The 20,424-nt window shown below is 55.4% G+C and carries 15 protein-coding genes; 9 read left to right on the forward strand and 6 right to left on the reverse strand.

The window, feature by feature from the left end:
• Positions 1-143: 143 nt before the first annotated feature.
• From FJ147_18765 to FJ147_18785, 5 genes are all read left to right on the forward strand, one after another.
• Positions 144-512, forward strand: a complete 369-nt coding sequence (locus FJ147_18765; protein ID MBM4257919.1) for a hypothetical protein — start codon at positions 144-146, stop codon at positions 510-512.
• A gap of 204 nt (positions 513-716) precedes the next feature.
• Positions 717-4,112 (forward strand): response regulator, encoded by a 3,396-nt coding sequence (locus FJ147_18770; protein MBM4257920.1) that lies wholly within the window; start codon positions 717-719, stop codon positions 4,110-4,112.
• 14 nt (positions 4,113-4,126) lie between these two features.
• Positions 4,127-5,284, forward strand: coding sequence for a chemotaxis-specific protein-glutamate methyltransferase CheB (gene cheB, locus FJ147_18775; protein MBM4257921.1), 1,158 nt, complete (start codon positions 4,127-4,129; stop codon positions 5,282-5,284).
• Positions 5,285-5,313: 29 nt separating this feature from the next.
• Entirely contained in the window at positions 5,314-6,693 is a 1,380-nt protein-coding gene (locus FJ147_18780; GenBank protein MBM4257922.1) for a response regulator, read from the forward strand.
• Entirely contained in the window at positions 6,694-8,856 is a 2,163-nt protein-coding gene (locus tag FJ147_18785; GenBank protein MBM4257923.1) for a response regulator, read from the forward strand.
• Between the two features lie 336 nt (positions 8,857-9,192).
• Here the strand turns inward: FJ147_18785 and FJ147_18790 are convergent, their stop codons facing one another.
• The 3 genes from FJ147_18790 to FJ147_18800 form a co-directional block, all read right to left on the reverse strand.
• Positions 9,193-11,619, reverse strand: a complete 2,427-nt coding sequence (locus FJ147_18790) for a molybdopterin oxidoreductase (GenBank protein ID MBM4257924.1) — start codon at positions 11,617-11,619, stop codon at positions 9,193-9,195.
• Positions 11,612-12,229 carry a hypothetical protein gene (locus FJ147_18795; protein ID MBM4257925.1) on the reverse strand — a complete coding sequence of 206 codons (618 nt, stop codon included), beginning with the start codon at positions 12,227-12,229 and terminating at the stop codon, positions 11,612-11,614. The genes FJ147_18790 and FJ147_18795 overlap by 8 nt, the downstream gene beginning before the upstream one ends.
• A 64-nt stretch (positions 12,230-12,293) precedes the next feature.
• A complete protein-coding gene (locus tag FJ147_18800) occupies positions 12,294-14,264 on the reverse strand; it encodes a hypothetical protein (GenBank protein ID MBM4257926.1) in 1,971 nt (656 codons plus the stop codon).
• A 342-nt stretch (positions 14,265-14,606) separates the two neighbouring features.
• Here FJ147_18800 and FJ147_18805 point away from each other — a divergent pair, with 342 nt between their 5' ends.
• Positions 14,607-15,461, forward strand: coding sequence for an amidohydrolase (locus tag FJ147_18805; GenBank protein MBM4257927.1), 855 nt, complete (start codon positions 14,607-14,609; stop codon positions 15,459-15,461).
• A 37-nt stretch (positions 15,462-15,498) separates the two neighbouring features.
• Here FJ147_18805 and FJ147_18810 read toward each other — a convergent pair whose 3' ends face one another.
• Positions 15,499-16,635 carry an alpha-hydroxy-acid oxidizing protein gene (locus tag FJ147_18810; GenBank protein ID MBM4257928.1) on the reverse strand — a complete coding sequence of 379 codons (1,137 nt, stop codon included), beginning with the start codon at positions 16,633-16,635 and terminating at the stop codon, positions 15,499-15,501.
• A gap of 219 nt (positions 16,636-16,854) precedes the next feature.
• Here FJ147_18810 and FJ147_18815 point away from each other — a divergent pair, with 219 nt between their 5' ends.
• Positions 16,855-17,649 (forward strand): hypothetical protein, encoded by a 795-nt coding sequence (locus tag FJ147_18815; protein ID MBM4257929.1) that lies wholly within the window; start codon positions 16,855-16,857, stop codon positions 17,647-17,649.
• An 88-nt stretch (positions 17,650-17,737) separates the two neighbouring features.
• On the opposite strand, the gene FJ147_18820 is transcribed toward FJ147_18815, so the two are convergent.
• On the reverse strand, positions 17,738-18,910 hold the full coding sequence (locus FJ147_18820) for an amidohydrolase (GenBank protein MBM4257930.1): 1,173 nt from the start codon (positions 18,908-18,910) through the stop codon (positions 17,738-17,740).
• A gap of 33 nt (positions 18,911-18,943) precedes the next feature.
• A complete protein-coding gene (locus FJ147_18825; GenBank protein ID MBM4257931.1) occupies positions 18,944-19,600 on the reverse strand; it encodes a TetR family transcriptional regulator in 657 nt (218 codons plus the stop codon).
• A 91-nt stretch (positions 19,601-19,691) separates the two neighbouring features.
• Between FJ147_18825 and FJ147_18830 the strand changes: the two genes are divergently transcribed.
• Together FJ147_18830 and FJ147_18835 are read left to right on the forward strand one after the other, a co-directional pair.
• Complete coding sequence (locus FJ147_18830; GenBank protein ID MBM4257932.1) at positions 19,692-20,021, forward strand: cytochrome P450; 330 nt, start codon at positions 19,692-19,694, stop codon at positions 20,019-20,021.
• Positions 20,022-20,042: 21 nt separating this feature from the next.
• A partial coding sequence (locus tag FJ147_18835; GenBank protein ID MBM4257933.1) for a hypothetical protein occupies positions 20,043-20,424 on the forward strand: 382 nt, incomplete at its 3' end.

Consider the following 20,424-nt stretch of genomic DNA (forward strand, 5'->3'; position numbering starts at 1 on the left):
TCCTTTCGTTCAGCAAGGGCGCCAAAGCCGTATATTTGTGTCGAATGAATTCCACTTGCTCCGCTCGTGTCATGCCAGCAGGGTAGCCGCCTCAAGCTGCTTGTTCAATTTGTTTTTTCTAAGTGCCTTAAGGAGAAACAATTATGAAAGATCATGTCCGGCGTTCAATTGCCTATATCATCTTCCGACTCAACTCAGACACTGTCCTCTCGGTCCATGATCACGCCATCTCCAAGGCGTTCCGGTTCGACGCCGAGGTTGCGCCAACAAAAACTAAGATCGCGTTTGTTGAGCCAGAAACCGGCGGAAAAATCAGTGGGTTGGGGGGAGCAGGAATTTTTACCATCACCGATGAAGCGAGTAGTAAAAAGGTGAGTTTAAAGCTCAAGCCCGGGGTGTTCGACGGGTTCGATTACGCTTGCAATAAACCTTTCTCTGGAACCTATGACGCGAAACTTGTGTCTATCCGAGACGGGGAACACGGGAAGGATTTCCAATATAGCGGTGTGTGATGCCCCAGAGGCAGGTGACAGATGAACGTTGTCGTGGAAGCAGGGCGTTGGTCCTGGCGTTAGGGTCACCAGTGACCCTTTTTACGCTTCCGCGGCGAAGGACTTCATGTGATCTGAACTGGACGACAAGCCTACATAGAGCACACCGAACGGCTGTCATCTCAATGAGTACGGGAGCCCGGTCAACGGTGGGGAGTATCCGACATGGACAACACAACAAATGATATGTCGAACGATCTGCGGACGATCTTCTGGGCAGAGGCGGACAAGCGACTCCTGGCGATCACTGACAACCTTGATCGCATGCAGGCGGCCCTCGCGCCTGAAGAGCAATTCTCTCTCCTGGGAGAAATGTTTGCTGATATCCAGAGCTTGAGGGGGGCAGCCGCATTAGTTGACCAGCCAGATATCGGTGCGCTCTCGCAATCACTGGAAGATGTTCTGGCAAGACTACGGTATGACAATTTGCAACTGACGCCGAACGGGTATGACATTTTTCGTCGTGCACTCGTCACGAGTCGTGAGGTAATCAACGACCCTCAAGGACGCCACGCAAAGAACGTTGCCGATGCTGTCGAAGCACTGGCTGTAGTGGCGGAGGATGGGGTGCAAACCGGATTTCTCATTGAGGGAGAAACCGGTGAATCAACGCCGGTGACATTTGATGAGCCCAGCTGGACTCTCCCTGCGGAATCTCTGGTCCCGATGCTCACGGAGGAGCCTCACAACGAAGAGTCTGAGACGCTCTCGATGTTGGAGTTGGTCCCATCTGAGCCGAGTCTTCAGGCTGCATCCGAAGACGAGCCCGTACAGCTAGAGCCACCAATAGAGACGGCAGCGGTTGACACTGAACGTCCGTTGCTGGATTCCATAGAGACCGCTCCTCAAAGTGAGACCCTACTTCCGCAAATCCAGCATGAACGAGAAATCTTCACTGTGACTGAGAATCTCGTCGATCAGCCTGAGTCCTTGGATCAGCTCAGGATAGACGTTGTCGACGAGCGAGTGGAGGGTGTTGCTACAGATCCTGCTGTGGAAATTGCCAGTTCTGAAGTATTGACGGAGCATACCGCTGAAGACTTCATTACTGCCGCTCTCGCCGACGATACGACTACGGCTCTTGCACCGGAACCCGCACCAGCCGAGCGTGAGCAACCTTCGGTCACATCTCTGCAATCAATGGTTTCTCCGGAACTCATGGATGCTGTCCGTGCAGCCTTCCGAGGCGAAGCCGACGAGCATCTGGAAAGTTTGGAAACCGGTCTCTTAGCACTCGAACAGGTTGCTTCAGAAGACGAACGAGATGTCGTGTTGGAGCGTACCTTCCGCTCTGCACATAGTTTGAAAGGGGCGGCACGAGCGGTTGGCTTGACCGACGTGCAGTCTATTTGCCAAGCCATTGAGGACGTATTTGCCGGACTCAAGCGCAGGGAACTGCATCTGTCGTCTGATAGCTTTGATGTCATGCACCGCGCGTTAGACGCGGTTAATGCGCTCTTAGCCGAGGTGGAGGCTCCCGAGGTTCAACAGCAAATCGATGACACGATTGACCAACTGCGAATGCTGGTCGATGCTGCGCAACCCGACGTGATCCTTCGTCCGCTCGCTGATGAGCCAGAGGAACCGCTGCCGTCGAGCCCGATCGATACGCCAACGACGGTTCCAGTCGATATAGCGAAGCCCACTCCGAGTGAAGTGCAGGCACCGCAGCAAGCGCGCCGACCTGTAGCACCTCCTGTACGTGCGAAACGCCAGGTCGAGCAACCTGACGTGGCTGGAGGGCGGTTTACTGGGGAAACCATCCGCGTGGCGACAGCGAAGCTTGACGCGTTATTGTTGCAGGCTGAAGAAATGCTGGCCGTGCGGCAGGCAGCAGGGGAGCGGACGATCGACCTGCGCGAGATCTTGAGTTCCCTTGGCGAATGGCGAAAAGAATGGAACAAAGTGTCGACGTTGGCGCGGAAGTTCCAACGTATCTACGAAGGTATTGGTGAGCAGGCGCGCCAGGAACAACCCCACCTTTCACTTGCGCACAGAATTCTAGAGTTTCTGTATTGGAATGAATCGCATCTACGAGGACTCGAAAGCTCACTGAAGAATGTGACGCGCGCGGCTGAGCGAGATCACAAGCAGGCAGGGTCCCTTATTGGACGGCTTCTAGACGATACCAAAAAAGTCTTGATGTTGCCGTTTGCTTCGCTGCTGAATAGTTTCCCCAAAATGGTGCGGGACCTTTCACGCACTCTGCAGAAGGATGTCGAACTGAGGATGCAAGGGACTGAGGTCGAGATCGACAAACGTATCTTAGATGCGATCAAGGACCCGATCATCCACTTGCTTCGTAACTGTGTCGATCATGGGATTGAATTGCCAGCTGAGCGCGTACGGCAAGGGAAGGCGACGCGAGGTACCGTCTCGATCATGGTGACGCAGGTTGGTGTGAGTAAGGTGGAAATTCAGGTCACGGACGACGGTGGTGGAGTCAAGCAAGCCGCAGTTGTTGCTGCAGCGGTTAAAAAGGGCCTGCTCTCCGAACAAGAGGCGAGTACACTAGACGAGAGGGCAGCGCTTGGGTTGATTTTTCAATCTGGCGTTTCTACCAGTGCGACTGTCACTGATCTCTCGGGTCGCGGCCTGGGCATGGCGATCGTTCGTGAAAAGGTCGAGCGGCTCGGTGGGCAAATCTGGGTTGACTCCAAGACCGGCGAAGGCACGACGTTTCGCATTCTCCTTCCGCTCACCTTGGCAACCTTCCGCGGCTTCTTTGTCGAAACTCGTGGGAGCACCTTTGTCATCCCGACAATGAACGTTGAACGTGTGGTGCGTATTCGCCCATCTGAGATCAAGTTCGTTGAAGATGTGGAAACGGTAACCCTCAACGGTCGTCCGGTCGGGTTAGCTTACTTGTCGCAGGTGTTGGATATCCCGGCGCAAGAACCCACTGATACCACACCTGGCTTCGTGCGCGGGCTGGTCTTAGCGAGCGGAGATCGTCGCGTCTTGTTTTGCGTTGACCAGATCATTAATGAGCAGGAAGTCCTCTTTAAGAGCCTCGGAACCTATCTTACCGATGTGCCGAATGTGGCTGGCGTCACTGTGCTTGGCTCAGGCAAGGTCGTTCCCATTCTCGATGTGCCGAACCTCGTCCGTTCGGCTATTGATGGAACATCCGTACGGCACACGGCGCGCACAGAGGCGCCGGTACGTGTGACAGAAAAGCACTCTGTGTTACTGGCTGAAGACTCAGTCACGTCACGGATGTTGCTGAAAGGGATTCTCGAATCCGCCGGCTATGAGGTGATAACCGCCGTTGATGGTCTTGATGCCCTGAGTCAGTTGGGCCGTCGAACCTTCGATCTCGTCGTCCCTGATGTAGAAATGCCACGCATGAGCGGATTCGAGTTGACCGCGAGTATCCGCAGTCATGAGAAGTACCTTCACCTTCCTGTCGTGCTTGTCACCGGCTTGGAGTCGCGCGGCGATCGCGAGCGTGGCATGGAGGCGGGTGCTAGTGCCTACATCGTCAAAGGGGACTTTACCCAAAACGATCTGCTCAAAACGGTGCAGCGCTTTATTCCCACACTCTCAGCCGCGGCGTGAGCAAGGAACAGACTGTGACTCGTGTGTTAGTCGTCGAAGACTCATCTACGCAGCGTGTATTTCTCACGGAAATACTGCGTACTGATCCGGCCATTGAGGTCGTGGGAGCAGTCACGAGTGGTCGCGAAGCCTTGGCGTTTCTTGCCCAGCAAAAGCCTGACGTGGTGACCATGGATCTGCGTATGCCTGACATGAACGGGCTCGAAGTAACACGACGAATCATGGAAACGTACCCCGTGCCGGTGGTCATTGTCAGCGCCTACTGGGACGTGGAAAGTGCAGATCTTGCGTTCCGCGCCATGGAGGCGGGGGCGGTAGCTGGCGTCAGTAAGCCAACTGCACTTGATGTGGAGGGAGGTGTAGAGCTTGCACAACAGTTCTTACAAACTGTGAAATTGATGGCCGAAGTCAAAGTCATCCGACGTTGGCCACGTGTTCGGCATCCACGGCACCTCACGCTCCCTTCCACTGTTCCTCCGTCGTCCAGAATGTCGTCACGGTTGCCGGCGTCGCCAACTTTGGAGGTGCCAGCTCCGGCACGGAGAGACATTGCTGTCGTAGTCATTGGGGCGTCGACGGGTGGCCCGCCGGTCTTGCGAACGATTTTGGCAGGATTGCCGAAGAACTTGCCAGTTCCGATCTTGATCGTTCAGCATATTGCCAAAGGGTTCTTGTTGGCACTGATTCAATGGCTACAGAATGAAACCGGACTGCCGATCTCGCGAGCTGCACAAGGCGAGAAGCCGTTACCCGGCCATGTGTACTTTGCTCCAGATGAGCACCACATGGGGATCGCCTTGAACAAGCGTATCGCGTTGGTTGCTGATCCCCCTGAATACGGGTTACGCCCGGCGGTGTCCTATTTGTTTCGTTCGGCTGCCGCGGTGTACGGAGGGGACGTGGTTGCAGCGCTGCTGACAGGCATGGGCAAAGATGGTGCCGAAGACCTGCGCCTCTTGCGTGAGAAAGGTGCCATTACCATCGCCCAAAACAAGGAAACGTCGGTCGTTCATGGCATGCCGGGGGCAGCCATTGCACTCGATGCAGCCTCCTATGTTCTTGCTCCTGAAGGGATCTCTCCATTACTGACTTCTCTCGTTCAACCGGAAGTGTCAACCGGTGACAATATAGTCGGCACTGTTCACACTGCACACAAGGAAACTCGTTGCTGATCCCACCAATCGTCTTCTGAGGAATTCACATGCCCAACCAAGTTGAGATTCTTGTTGTCGAAGATAGTCACACGCAGGCAACACAACTGCAGCAAATGCTGCAACGGCACAACTGTCAGGTCACCTGGGTGGCGACGGGTAAGGAAGCCCTTGCCGTGCTGCAGCGACACCGCCCGACGGTCGTTCTGAGCGATGTGATTATGCCGGAGATGGACGGCTATCAGTTGACACGCACCATCAAAGAAGATCCCCAGCTCAAGAATCTCCCGGTCATCCTGATGACCACGCTGTCGGACTCACGCGAGGTGATCAAAGCCCTTGAGAGTAAGGCAGATGGTTTCATTACCAAGCCGTGTCAGGAGCGATTTCTCTTGTCGCGAATTCACTATGTGCTGGCAAACCAACAGTTGCGAAAAACCGCTGCGGCAGACGGCAGCGTGCATGTCAGATTTGGCGAGAAACAGCACACCTTCCGTTCCGATCCGACGCAAATGGTGGACCTGTTGCTGTCCACATTCGACAACGCGATCCAGAAGAACACCGAGCTGGAACGCGCCTATCGCGCGCAGACGCGAACGCAGCTTGCTCTTCGCAGGTTGAATGAAGAACTAGAAGAGCGGGTTGACGCACGGACACGTCAGTTGAGCATTGCGGAAAGTAATCACCGAACCTTGCTCGACAGCAACGCTGATGCGATGCTGGTAGTCGATGAGGACAACCATGTCTGTTATGTGAACCCTGCCGCCGAGACTCTCTTTCAACATCCTGCGAGTGAGATTATCGGGACTGCACCTGCGTTTGCTATCGTTGCCGGCGAGACCAAAGAAGTTGCCGTACCCCAGGGAGCCGCTGAGCCAATTATCGCTGAAATGCGTGTGACGGGGATCGTGTGGCAAAGTCGCCCGGCGAGACTCGCGACGCTTCACGATGTCACCGCGCGTAAGAAGGTCGAGGAGATCTTACAAGCTGCCAAAGAAGCGGCGGAGGCCGCAGACCAAGCAAAGTCTGATTTCCTGGCCAACATGAGCCATGAAATTCGCACGCCGATGAACGGCATCATCGGTATGACGGAACTGTTGCTTGAAACGCCATTAAATGATGAGCAAAAAGACTTTGCGCAGACAGTAAAAGGGTGCTCGCAGTCGCTGCTGGGCATCATTAACGAGATCCTCGACTTCTCGAAAATCGAAGCGGGTAAGCTCGACATTGAAGTCCTGGATTTTGATCTGCGCACGACGCTCGAAACCGTCACCGACCTTTTTGCCAAGACCGCGGCTGACAAAAACATCGAGTTAGCGCTCCTCACATTGCATGATGTTCCGTCTGTGCTACGAGGAGACCCAGATCGACTGCGCCAGATTCTGATTAACCTTACCGGGAATGCCGTCAAGTTCACCGAAAAAGGTTAAGTGGTCATTCACGTGTCGGTTGACGAAGACACCGACACCCATGCGCTGCTACGCTTCGCAGTCTCGGACACAGGAATTGGTATCCCGGCTGATCGGATGGACCGGCTCTTCCAGACATTCTCACAAGTTGATACATCGTCGACTCGAAAATACGGTGGGACCGGCCTTGGTCTCGCTATCTCGAAGAAACTGGCACAGCTGATGGGAGGGGGCGTTGGCGTTGAGAGTGAGGTTGGCAAGGGAAGTACATTTTGGTTTACCGCTCGGCTGGAGAAACGGCCAGCCGCAGCAGCTCCTGCCAAAGCCACACGAACGGACCTCCATGGTCTTCGTGCCTTAGTTGTGGACGATAACCAAACCAATCGCACGATCCTGCAACATCAACTCTCGGCTTGGGGGATGGAAGTGGAATTGGCCGACGGCGGAGCACAAGCACTGGCCATTCTCGACCAAGCCAAACAAGAGGGGCGGAGTTTTCATATTGGCGTGCTTGACTGGCAGATGCCAGAAATGGATGGGCTCACCCTGGCTCGGGCTATCCGTACACGTTCGGAACTGAAGTCTATGCAACTTGCGTTTCTCACCTCAGTTGGGCAACGCGGTGAAGGGATGCGAGCACGCGAAGCTGGTATTCAAGCGTACCTCACTAAGCCAGTGCGACAAGCGCAACTGTTCGAGTGCTTATGTTTGCTGGCGAGTCAGGTCGAACAGAAGGCGACCCCTACCAGTAAAGCGCTCATCACGCAGCACACGTTAACTGACCATAAGGGGTATGCTCCGATTCTGGTGGTCGAGGACAATCAGATCAATCAAACGATTGTTGTCCGTTTGTTGGAACGTCTTGGGTACCGGGCTGATGTGGCGAGTAATGGTCGTGAAGGAGTCGAGGCCATGAGCCGACGAGAATACGCTGCCGTGCTCATGGACTGTCAAATGCCGGAGATGGATGGGTTTGAAGCGACTGCCCACATCCGCGCTAGCGAGCTTGAGACCGGGAGACACACCCCGATTATTGCCGTCACGGCCCATGACCTGCCAGGGGATCGAGAACGTTGCCTTAATGCTGGCATGGATGCCTATATTCCGAAGCCGGTGAACATTGATCTGCTCAAAACGACCCTCAACACCTGGGTGCCCAAACCGACGACGAGCGAAAGTGACCCGATCATTGCTCCGGTGCGACGCCTCCGTCTTCCGACCACATCCACAGAGGTTGCCCCGCAACTGACTCCCCAGGCGCGCAAGATCTTGTTGGCTGAAGATAATGTCGTCAATCAAAAGTTGGCACAACGCCTCCTGACCAAACTTGGCTATGAGGTGGACATTGTTGGGACTGGACGCGGGGTGTTAGAAGCCCTGGCGCGAGAGTCATACCCGCTCGTGTTGATGGATTGTCAGATGCCGGAGATGGATGGATTTGAGGCGACGCAGCAGATCCGCATTAGTAATACGCAAACTAACACCCACACTATTATCGTTGCCCTGACCGCCCATGCGATCAAAGGTGATCGAGAACGGTGTCTTGAAGCAGGCATGGATGATTACTTAACCAAGCCCATTGACCGTGACGCGCTTCAGGGTGTGTTGGAGAAGTGGATTGGTAAACCAGTGAAGGCGAGCCCGGTGGAAGAGGGGGGCGCTACGCCAGAAATTGCTGGAGCCGCACCGGAAACGACAGAAGTCGCCCCCACGATGGCCCAACAACCTGTTACTCCCGCTGTTACTCCCGTGAAGGTGGGAGAGGCTCCGCTGGACGTTACCACTGCCCTACAAATGGTAGAAGGGGATCACGAGCTGCTTGCAGAAATGGCTGAGCTGTTCTTACAGGATTACCCAGAGCATCTTGCGCAAATCTATCAGGCCCTGGTCCACCGCGATAAGCAATCGCTGTCAAGTGCAGCCCACACCCTTAAGGGAGCAGCCGGAAACTTTGCTGCCGGCCCAACCTGCGCTGCCGCGGCAACTCTCGAAAAGATGGGACGAGCTGGAGACTTCAGCCAGGTTTCTCTCGTCATCGATGAATTAGAGGCAGCTCTGTCCCAGCTTGCCCCTGCGCTCGAGAGAATCAAGAGAGGAGATCTGGCTCCGGCCGCTGCCCCATCGGCTCCGCAAGATGACACTGGAGACGCGGCTGCTGCCCTGCGAACAGGCGAGGCGGCGTAAGTTGCAGACAAGGCGATAAGAAACCTCGTGTGATGTCGGTCCCCTAAATCAGTCCACGAAAGATTGGTGCACTCAGCCTGTCACCCTGAGTGCAGCGTGGGGTCTCGCAGAGAGATTCTTCGCTCCGCTCAGAATGACAGACGCGAAAGGTCACAACGCAAAGTGTCCGAATGTTTTCGGGTCCGATTTAGCTCACCGATCAGACGGGCGAGGGGATAGGCTTCCCCTTTTCCCACTCGCCCGCGGATCACGTGATCAAGCGGCACAGAAACTCGCAACCGTTCTTGACTCGTCGTTGCGCTACGCGCTTGCCAAAGCCACGCGCATGCCTCTCGTTTACCTCATTGTTTCTTGTGCAAGGAGACGGACCTCACACAAATACGCACGAATCGATGCCGTGCCGCTGATGGGGTCACGGGTGTCGTCACCAATGAGCAAATTGTAATTTGCCCCCTCTTTGGTGAACGGATCGTACCCTGGTGTCCCCAGTGCCGTACAGCCCTGCCACCAGCCGTGTTCACCAACTACGACACGCGGATCGAGGTCCGTATCGAGGGAGGCACGCGCACGGACGCTGCCTTCTGGTGTTTCGATCGTGACCCAGTCACCTTGAGTTATCCCGCGTACCTTCGCCGCTTCTGGGTGCAGGGCTACCGCTGGATCAGCAGCGCGTTTACGTAAGCTGGGGAGGGAGCGATACTGGCTTTGACAGAACAGTGAAGGCTTGGCGCAGGTCAGCACCAAAGGAAAACGGCCAGTGAGGGCAGGTTGTGAGGCTGGGCTGATCGACGGTTCAGTGAAATCTGGTAACGGGGCGTAGCCGTGTTCCAGGAATGTTTCAGAATAGATTTCGATCTTGCGTGATGGCGTAGCGAAACCTCGCGGGTTGCCATGCGCATCGAGCTCAGCATGTTTGCAGTGACGGACCTGCAATGGAACCCGTATCCCCTTCGGCTGTGCGCGCAACGCTTCTAATGTGACACCCGAAGGTGCGAGTTGGTGACGATAGGCGGCCTCGATATTTCCGTTCCAAAAATGCGCAGCAAGACCAAGACGGGTGGCAAGGTCGAAAATAATATCCGTATCGGCGCGTGCCTCTCCTGGCGGCGATACAACCGGCTGGCGAAACTGAATCAATGACTGCGCCTCGGTGCTAATCTCGAAACCAATCTTTAACGCCTCGCGTTCAAAAGCCGATGCGACCGGCAGCACGACGTCAGCGAGCGCCGCAGTTGGGGTCATGAACAAATCTGCATGCGCGTAAAACGCAAGTGCCGCCAGCGCTGTACGCCCAGAATCGCCATCTACGTGTGACAACAACATATTGGAACCAAAACCGATTAACCCGAGCACTGGATAGGGGTTGCCGTGCAAAATCGCGCGATACAAATCGGCTGCGACGATGTTGTTCCACCGTGCCGGTCCGAGTGGGCGTTTTTCGACTCCCAAGGCTGGAGCCATTGTCTGTGCGGCGGGCAAATCTTCACCGGTGATCGCTGTGGAGGGGATCGCGGGAAGTAAGACATTTCCTCCAGGCGCATCAAAGCAACCAGTCAAAGCATACAACAAGGACATCGCACGCGCTGTTTGGGTAGCGTTCGCCTGTTGTTCATGGCCGCTCCACGCGTAGTATGAAACTGGTCGTGAGTGCCACAGCAACTGCGCGGTTTCCTCTAACTGTTTGCGGGGAATCCAACAGGTCTGTTCTACGATGTCCGGTGAGTATTTGCGACAGAGCGCAGCGTAGAGGGCAAATACGGGTCGGCACACAATTTCACCCTGTATCGTCTCGATACGATACTCACCATCGAGTGCGAGTGTTGTCGTGTTGTCATCATAGCCGCCGGTTGTCGGATCGTAGGTTACTGGTCCTGCATTCGTCGCGTCCCAGGCAACATAGTGGCGTGTATGTCCATCTGGCCGTATGGAGTTTGCGGTCAACAGTCGTCCGTTGTCGTTGCGCACGAGCAATGGGCCATTGGTCCAGGTGCGTATGAAGTGGGCATCGTACCAGCCCTGTTGAATCATGAGATTTGCGAGACCGAGCGCGAGAGCGCCATCGGTGCCGGGCCGCACGCGCAACCACACACCGGCTTTGCTGGCAAGGCCAGCGTGGCGGGGATCGATAACGATGAACTTCATGCCGCGCTTCTGCGCTTCTACCGCTGCGGTTGCGTGCGGCAGGCGGGTAAAGCTGGGATTATACCCCCAGAAGATTAAGCAACCGCTATTACCGATGTCTGCCATAGCGCCACCTGCACTACCGGTGGCCACGCTTGCGACGCCATAGGCATAGCGTGTAGCAAAGCCGCGACCCCACCCGCACACATCCAGACTGGTAACGCCATTAGGGGTACCGAACGCATTCATCAGCCGTCGGATAAAACCGGCGGAATCGGCAATTGTCGTTGTGGAAGGGGAGGCGATACTAAAGGCAACCGCCTCCGGCCCATGCTGGTCTGCAATTCGGCGCATGGCACTGGCGGTGAGATCGAGAGCGGTGTCCCAACTAATCCGTTCCCAACCTGGATCAGTGTCACCCTTTGGGCGGGTGCGGCGTAGCGGATGTGTCAGCCGTTCTGGATGATAGACGAGTTCTGGTGCTGCACGCCCCTTGGCGCAGATTGCATGGCCGGTCGGGTGCGATGGGTCAGGATCAAGGCGGATGAAACGACCATCTTCCACCGTGGCCACGGTTCCACAACGCGCAATGCAAAGGCCACAATAACCGTGGAGACGCTGCCTGTTCGCGTGCTCAGTCATGGGTTCTGATTCTCCTCAATGTCGAAGCGCTCACTCCTTGGGCAATGTGACCGGAATCTTGTACAGATTTACCGCCGAAGATCACGCCGGTGGGGAGGCCAAATGTTGCTACTCGCAGAACCTCCGCTACCGCTTCCTCAGGTGTCTGACATGGCAACGGCAGCAGCATGATGAATCTGCCGTTGGATTCTTCATAGAGTTCTCGTGCCCAGTCGTTGACGACTTGCACACAGGCGGTGCGTAGTTCTGGATCATTGATTGCTGCGATTTGTTCATACGGTCCGTTGACGAGTTCGGCATCGACACCGTCCCGGTCCATATCTTCGCAACGATACTGCGCATTGGCGGCACGAAAGATGCCGGGCTCAGCCTCCTCTGGTACTCCTGCGCGTGCATAACAGGAAACGTTTCCCCAACCCAAACCACTCCAACCCACGCCGCTCCAGGGACGTTCTTCGACGATCCATTGCCTGGTTCCATCTGGCTTGGTAATAACGCGGGGACCGTTTTCTTGAAATTTCTTCGGCAGCCGCTTCGTCCATAAGTCAAAGGGCAAGTGCATCACTCTGCAATGCCCATCCGCAGAGATCACGCCAAACTTTTTCTCCATGGTGAGTCCCTCCTTTTAGCAGTGCGCTGACTATTGCAAGCGAAGCCGAGAGCTGTCGTCTATATTACTCCCTCCAGGCTATGACACTCTCGCTCAGCCAACGCAATGGGCTGACATTGATCAACTTGGTCATGTGGGCATCGAGCGCCATAAAACTCATGAATAGGTACCAGCCGGTGCAGCCCAGTAACACAAGCTGTTTCCACCAGCGTGGACGTAGGGCCTGCGGGAGAAAGCGGCGATTGACATACAGTGTGTGCAGTGCGGTTACTGCTACCAAGAAGCCACCAATATTCGAGGAGATGAGAATCATAGTGAGCGGTGTGGTGATCTGCATGGCGATACACATCCAGGTGATATACACCCCGAGTACCAGGTAATAGATTTTGTAGACATCATGCGGGGACATGGCGCGGGCGAGGAAAAACGCCGAGCCGAACACCCAGGCTGCTCCGAAAGCAAACACCTGTACGGTCGTACTCCACTCGACCAGTTGAGTGGGCACACCATCAGGTCCGATGCTGTGTCCAACTTTGAGAGCTGAGAGCGCCACACAACTGTAGACTGTTACCGCATACACAATCACTAATGGTTTGAAGACCCGTGCTTCCACTTCCTCCGTCTTGAGTCGTGCTGCCAGGAAGTGCACGAGCCACAGCGCTGCCGGGATCCCGCCCAGAAAAATAAGAGTCACAAGAAGATCATTGGATGCGAGATTCCCCAATAGCCAACTCCCCAAGAGGAGCACGCCAAGAGTCACACCAAATCCTAGAGACAAGATGCGAACGCCTTGCCCTGCGCGATTCGGCTGACTTCCCGTCCAAATCATATCGCTCCACAACCGTCCGACCGCATCAGTTGCCACCAGCACACTGGAGAACAACACCCAAAAGCCGCATAGCAGGGTGAGATACCAGAAGATGCTGCCATGTCGTTGGGCGATACCTTCTGCTTGAAACGCTGCCGCTTGCCACTGTCCCATGTTGCGTGTGGGATCGATGAACTCAACCGCGAGGATTGCAGGTAACGCCATACCTAAGAGCGCGCCGCCCGCCCAAATCACACCTTGATCGAACACGATGAGCTTCCACCACTGGCGAAACTTGTGGACATTTTCAGCCGTGACAGGAAAGACCATGCCAAGGTGGGATAACTTCATGTCTTGCCCGCCAACGGCGGAAGGAATCGCACCGACTAACGCGCCCATGCCCCAGCCTTTGTCGCGAATGTAGTTACTCGTGCCGGCATTGCCTAGCCCACCAAGCCCAGCATAGGCGGCAAATCCCGCCACCAGTGCCCAGTCCAAAGTTTCATCCGAAGGAAAGTAGCCAAAGTTGAGAAATCCACTGAACACCAAGCTCCACGACTGCGAGCTGGTCATGAAGACGTCAACAAAGAGCAAGTAGCCCAAGATCCACGCCACCATAAACGTCGATACGGTTTGCAACATGGTGTAGATCTTGCCACCGAAGAGCACAAGGAAGACACAGGCCGCGAAAATTGCGTACGCACAACTACGGACGAGAAAAGAGTTGTCCGCAGTTGGCACGACATGGGCGTTTGCCTGAACACTCAAGAGACCGGCTGCCATCGCGGTCGCAGCGTTGGTCGCTAACCCTGGCCACGCCATGCTCGCACTGAGCCCCAAATACCAACCGCTATGCCAGCGACTACCGGGCCAACAGCGCATGTACGCGGTAAAGATGGGTTCCCCAGTTGCCAGTGTGTAGCGCGACACTTCTTGATTCAAGCAGGCTTGGAAGAACACCGAGATGGTTGCCACCCACAGCATCGCTCCGGCGTACTTGGCAGTGAGTGCTGGTGCGAAGAGCCATTCGCCACTCCCGATAGCCCAGCCCAGCAGGATCACGCTCGGCCCGATCAACTGGAGGGCGTGACGCACGCTAAACTGTGGTGGGTTGGGCAATTCACCAACGTTCCACGCAGGTAACATGCCTGGGTCAGGAAACCCACAGGCCGTGCTGGTTGCGGGGGATTGGGAAGGGTCGTCAGGAGCCAGTGCTGTACTTTCCATGCCTGTTCTTTGATGCCTCCTATGCGGATGAGTGAGTCAGGAAATGAAACGTCTCTGACCTCCAGAATTATCGAGGTTAGACGCTAAACGCTAGATGCGAAGTCGGATCCAAGAACATTTGTACACTGTATACTCAGACGTTTCGATTCTGTCATTCTGAGCGGAGCGAAGAATCTCTCTCTGCGCTCCTCCGTTACACTCAGGGTACCAATCCCGTTGCGCCAATCTTCTCTGGCTTGATGTAGTAGGGTGCTCATCTTCTGTCGAAGGTTTCGACGCGAAAGACTTGCGAGAGGTGACGACGCTATTGTAAGTTTCGATCTCGAACAAGGGGGACACACAATGGCAACGCAGAGTCTCACGATTGATTCACAAGTGCATGCCTACGAACGAGATCGTCCAGAGCGCCCGTGGTACAGATTTTTGCATGGGCCAGCCGAGGTCACCGGCGACGACATGGTTGCAGCGATGGATGCGGTTGGCGTCGATGGCGCGTTGCTGGTGTCGCCTTTCACCCTGTACCGTTACGATGCGAGCTATGTTCTTGAGGTGTACGCGAAACATGGAGGTCGGTTCGGTTTGATCAAACCCTTCGATCCGCGGTCAGAATCGGTCGCGGAGGAAATCGCGGAGTGGGCACGAACCCCAGGCGTGGTCGGCGCGCGCCTCATGCTCACGCCCAAGTCGGGCGAGGCCGACGACCCTGGGCTCAATCGTATCTTCGCCGCTGGTGGCAAAGCGGGGATTCCGGTGAACGTGCTGTGCTGGGGCAGGTTGGCTCTGGTGCGAGAGTTAGCTCGCCGTCATCCCAACACACAGGTAGTGATCGATCATCTCGGATTGAGCCAGCCATTCACACCGCCAGCGCCGCCAGCGCCGTTCGCAGAATTACCCGCCGTGCTGTCGTTGGCTGCTCTCGACAATGTGGCCATCAAGATTTCCGGGGCGTGTACTCTGTCCCACCAGCCCTTTCCCTACCCGGATATCTGGGAACCCCTGGGCCAGATCTTCAAGGCGTTTGGTTTGGCACGCTGTCTGTGGGGCACAGACTGGACGCGCGCCGTAGCGTTGTTGACGTACGAGCAGGGGGTCGAAGCGTTCCGGGTTACAGACCAACTCTCAGATGCTGAGCGGGCTGCGCTGATGGGCGGGAGCCTGATGAAAATTTACAACTGGTCACCTGACGTGAGGAGATAGTCAGGCATATGACGCCCAGATCTGTACACTGATACCCTTATCGCATCCCACGAATCTCCGCGAGGGATTCACACCCTGTTTGGCTCATGTTGTTTTTTAAGTCGGCAATCAGGATTTCCGCCGCAAGATCACCGCCAGTTTGACCAAAGGCGGCAACGCCATATTGGAATGCGCGTCCCAACAAAACAAAGTCGGCCCCCAACGCAAGCGCGCGCATAATATCAAGACCAGAACGCACTCCGCTGTCGAACAGCACCACCGCCCTTCCCTTCGCCACAGCAACGATAGCGGGAAGTGAATCGATCGCAGCAGGCGTACCGTTGAATTGACGACCACCGTGGTTGCTCACTTGAATGCCTTCAACGCCGATCGCCAGGGCTCGTTCTGCATCGGCTGGATGCAACAGGCCTTTGACGACCAACGGTCCTTGCCAGAGGTCACGCAGTTCCTTCAGATAGTCCCACGACAGTGCCCCGCCGATGTGTTGTGCCACGAACGGGAGCAGGTCACTCAGTTGCGTGGAATTGGCGTACTTCTCCATCGTCTTGAGGCGCGGTAACCCGGCTTGCAGCGTTGCCACGGTCCACGCAGGACACAAGGCTGCTTGCAAAACGAAGTCAGGCGAAATGACCGGTGGCATTTTCAAACCAGCACGAGCCATGCTCTCGCGTCGGCTGGGCATGGGGACATCAGCAGTGACGACCATCACGCGAAAGCCATTATCTTTGACACGCTTGAGGAGATCCTCACGGATGTGGAGATCGCGTGGCGGGTAGAGCTGGAACCAGCCCATATCACCGGCAAGGGGACCGACCGTTTCCGGTGTTTCACCAGCAAGCGTACTCAACGTGTACGGAATCCGATATTTGGCTGCCGTCTTTGCCAACAGGCACTCCGCCTGTGGCCAAATCGCGCCTGATAAACCGACCGGCGCAACCCCGAAGGGTGCATTGTACGACTGCCCAAGCAACGTGGTGTCAATTTTTGGCTCAAGTTTCCCTTTGAGCAAACGTGGCACCAGTGTGACATTCGCCAGTCCATCTAGATTTCTCTGCACGCTTTGGTCATCACCCGTGCCGCCTTCAAGAAATGCCAAAATGCTTCGCGGTATGCGACGGCGTGCACGTGCCCGTAAGTCGGAGATCGCGGGGTAATCTTGCTCAAGGTTGCTCATGCCATAACTCCTTATGCTATTCCCATAGGTAGCAATAAGATCGGTGCCGTTTGTTAGTGCATTTCCAACGTTGCTGCAATAGCGGTAAGCCTATCGATGCCCTGATCAATCGACTTCCTTGGCATTCTGCTCTTATGGGAGTTGGCTGGACTCGCTACTTGTGCCCTCCCGGAGCTGGGCCTATCGTACAGCTGACAGTCAACAAAAGGAGGTAGAGGTATGCTAACTCAAGATCGCTATCAGACGATTCTCATTGACAAACGAGCGAATGGGGTTGCCGTTGCGACTCTCAATCGCCCCGAGAAATTGAACGCTATCAATGCCCGCATGCATACGGAGCTCGCTGCTCTCACGCTCGACGCCGAGGATGATCCGGATGTGAAAGTGCTGCTGGTTACAGGAGCAGGGCGCGCTTTTTGTGCAGGAGGCGACTTCAGCGGGCAGCAAGACTCTCCAGCGATGGGCGGCAACCAGACGATGCGCGAAGCACGACAGATCGTCGATAATCTGCTCGATTGCTCCAAACCGGTGATCACCGCAGTCAACGGCTACGCTATGGGATTAGGGGCGAACTTCGCCCTGCTGACCGATGTGGTCGTGGCGGCCCGCGGCGCAACGTTTGCTGACACGCACGTTCGTATGGGGATTGGCGCTGGTGACGGCGGGCAGGTCATCTGGCCACTGCTCATGGGGGTGAATCGTGCGAAGTATTTCCTCATGACCGGCGATCGTCTCTCTGCAGAAGAAGCAGAACGACTCGGGCTGGTGAATTTCGTTGTCGATGACAAGGACCTTATGACCAAGGCGCTGGGGATTGCCGAACGGCTTGCCGACGGTCCAGGTCGTGCGATCGCAGCCTCCAAGGTCCCCATCAACAAATACATCAAGATGGTCTCGAATTTGGTGCTGCCGCTCTCGCTCAGTCTTGAGGGCGCCACTATGGCAAGCGCCGACGCGCGGGAAGCAGCCAAAGCCTTCAGAGAGAAACGTACGGCCAAGTTTACCGGTCGATAAAGGAGTGAAAGAACACTCCGAGGTAGGATGACGTGCTCGCCCGCCCTCGTATTGAGCAAACGAGAAGCGAGGCGAGTATTCCGATCCACTACACCGGCAGCGGCAAGTTGTAGACCTTCGCGGCAGTTTCGTACAACACCTTGCGTTGCAGACCGCGATCGAGCCCACCGAGTGAGGTTTGGATCTGTTCGCGGACACCTGGATAGAGACAGGTTGGATGCGGGAAGTCGGTCTCGAACATGACGTTGTCGCCACCTAACTGTTCGAGACTATTCTTCGTGTTCTCATTCTCAAACCAGTATGAAGCGTAGAGTTGCCGTTTGAAGTATTCCTTTGGACGTAACTTGAGCCCGCCGCGATTGACCATGTTCTGATCCATCTGATATTCGCAGGCTTCCAACATGAACGGCAGCCAGCCGATGCCGCTTTCCACGGAGACAAACTTCAGGCTCGGGAAGCGATCGAGTAAGCCGCTGAAGATCAATTGGGTGAGGCACTTCATGTTGTTCATGAACAGCATGGTTGAGAGTGCCGCGACCTTGTTGTTCTCAGCCATGCCTTCCCAGGCATTGGGAATCAGTCCGGAGCCGATGTGGAAGTTCACCGGCAAGCCGCGCTCTTGCGCTTCGGCCCACAATGGGTCCCAATGTTTGTCATTGAGGAAGGGCAGTCCCCAACTTTCTGGTGCATCGGTCATGGTGAAGCCGGTGAGACCCAAACGCTCATGGCAACGTTTCAGCTCCTTCACTGCCAGTTCTATATCCCAGAACGGCAACAACGCTTGCGGGTAGAGCCGCCTCTGTCCGGAATGTTGCAGGTCACCCATCGCGTCGTTGTAACCAGTGATGCAGAAGTTGCGCAGCTCGACATCTTCGATTTTCATCATCTGATTGCCAGCGAAGCCAAGGGTGTTGGGGTAGAGGATTTGCGTATGCAGGCCGAAATCATCCATGTAGCGCAGCCGTGCATTGGCATCCATCGAGGCAACGCTCATGTCCTCGAAACGTGGCAATGAGATCACGCCATACTTTTTCTCGCCATCTTTTTTGATGACGCAAAACCCCGGCGGGCCCAACACGAGATCGCCGATGACCCATTGTTCCTGTCCTTCTGGGGAGAGGACAACATGCGGCGCTTTGTCCCGTAGCTTCTGCGGCGCGCGTGAGGTCCACATATCACGCGGCTCGGTAAAGTGCGTGTCGATATCGATTACTGGCATGGCGGCAAGCTCAGTATCCATAGCATCCCTCCTTAGTGGCATTTCTTTGACTCATAGCTGAAGATGAGATGTTTCTCAATTCATGGTGCGCCTTTTCGCTGGCAATCTGCGAGGCGCTTTCTTTGCCAGGGTACGCGTAGTGACTTTGAAGAATCGCTTCGCGCACTCCACAACATCTCCGATGTTGGCCGCGAGGACCGCACGTTGTCGCTGTGGTATCCAATAGGTCGGGTCGAGGGTCGCACACGCGGAGATGCCATCAGTTATCGCGAAAATACGATCCACGATGTCGTTTGGGTCTGCTGAGCGAAATTGTATGTGTCTAAGATAGTCAACGATTTCTTGACGGAAATGGGCATAGCGCTGTTGACGATCGAGCAGCAACGCTGGAGTACTCACAGCCAGCGCAGTAAAACTCAGCCCGATACGTGCTTCGGCACGTCGCTGATCATCAAGGGGCAGAAACTCGGCAATGGCGCCTTCGACATCCTCCGGGTGTTCCTCTAAGCGCCGCTCGACGCGTTCATTCTGCACAGTGACTGTATGCGCGAGCGCCGCTTGTACGAGATCAGCCTTTGACGCAAACCAGTGCATCAGTAGTCCAGTCGTGCACCCAGCCGCTTGCGCCACCGCGCGTAAATTTAACCCATCAATCCCATGCGTCGCGAGCACCGTGCACGTTGCTTGTACGATGCGGGCAATTTGCGCCTGTTCATCTACCTGTTTTGGCATTGACTCTTCCCTGATGATCTAATACATTACAAACGTTACGTAACAGTTGTTATTCAAAATATTATCCTACCCAAGAAAAGGAGGATAGCTCATGCGTCCAACAAACATCCCTCCCGGTCCTACAGGGTATCCAATCATTGGCAATCTAATTCCCTTCCTCCGTGATCCCCTGGCGTGTATTACGCAATGCGCCCGCGAATACGGCGACGTCGTTCGTATGCGCATTCCAGGAATGGAGATGTACTTACTGCATCATCCTGCCCATATCGAGTACGTGCTGCGCGGCGAGCCGAAGAATTTTATCAAAGATGCGTGGACTCGGCGCTTATCAGGGCTGCTGGGGAAGGGATTGTTGACGAACGAAGGGGATTCCTGGCGGCAGCAACGGCGTCTTGCGCAACCTCCCTTTCAACCAGGGTAGATCCAACAGTACGGCGCGGTGATGACCTCCTTCACTGAGCGCATGCTTGGGGGCTGGCAGGATGGAGAGCAGCGCAATATCCATCGTGACATGATGCAATTGACCCTCGAAATCACTGCGAAGACACTGCTTGATACTGACCTCACTGCGGATGCCGATGGCATACGAAGAGCGCTGAATGCGGTCATGGACTTCGACATGGACCTAGTGAACTGGCTACTTCCGTATGGGTGGTCGCCCATGCCCGCGGCGTTTCGTTATCGTCAGGCTGTGCGTACCTTCGATCGCATCATCTACGACATAAGGCATGGGCAAGAATTAAGTTACCGATTAAGAGCGAGGAAGAAGCGTATAGTTCCAATCGCCATGAAACTTACCGGGTTTGATATTGAGCGCTTGAAAC

This window comes from Deltaproteobacteria bacterium (assembly GCA_016874775.1).
Lineage (GTDB): Bacteria > Desulfobacterota > Binatia > Bin18 > Bin18 > VGTJ01.

Excerpts from the sequence above, each read along its gene's own strand:
- FJ147_18805 (MBM4257927.1), top strand. The coding sequence starts at position 14,607 with ATGGCAACGCAGAGTCTCACGATTGATTCACAAGTGCATGCCTACGAA.
- FJ147_18795 (MBM4257925.1), bottom strand. The coding sequence starts at position 12,229 with ATGGAGAAAAAGTTTGGCGTGATCTCTGCGGATGGGCATTGCAGAGTG.
- FJ147_18830 (MBM4257932.1), top strand. The coding sequence starts at position 19,692 with ATGCGTCCAACAAACATCCCTCCCGGTCCTACAGGGTATCCAATCATT.
- FJ147_18790 (MBM4257924.1), bottom strand. The coding sequence starts at position 11,619 with ATGACTGAGCACGCGAACAGGCAGCGTCTCCACGGTTATTGTGGCCTT.
- FJ147_18780 (MBM4257922.1), top strand. The coding sequence starts at position 5,314 with ATGCCCAACCAAGTTGAGATTCTTGTTGTCGAAGATAGTCACACGCAG.
- FJ147_18825 (MBM4257931.1), bottom strand. The coding sequence starts at position 19,600 with ATGCCAAAACAGGTAGATGAACAGGCGCAAATTGCCCGCATCGTACAA.
- FJ147_18810 (MBM4257928.1), bottom strand. The coding sequence starts at position 16,635 with ATGAGCAACCTTGAGCAAGATTACCCCGCGATCTCCGACTTACGGGCA.
- FJ147_18815 (MBM4257929.1), top strand. The coding sequence starts at position 16,855 with ATGCTAACTCAAGATCGCTATCAGACGATTCTCATTGACAAACGAGCG.
- FJ147_18800 (MBM4257926.1), bottom strand. The coding sequence starts at position 14,264 with ATGGAAAGTACAGCACTGGCTCCTGACGACCCTTCCCAATCCCCCGCA.
- FJ147_18765 (MBM4257919.1), top strand. The coding sequence starts at position 144 with ATGAAAGATCATGTCCGGCGTTCAATTGCCTATATCATCTTCCGACTC.
- FJ147_18820 (MBM4257930.1), bottom strand. The coding sequence starts at position 18,910 with ATGCCACTAAGGAGGGATGCTATGGATACTGAGCTTGCCGCCATGCCA.
- FJ147_18770 (MBM4257920.1), top strand. The coding sequence starts at position 717 with ATGGACAACACAACAAATGATATGTCGAACGATCTGCGGACGATCTTC.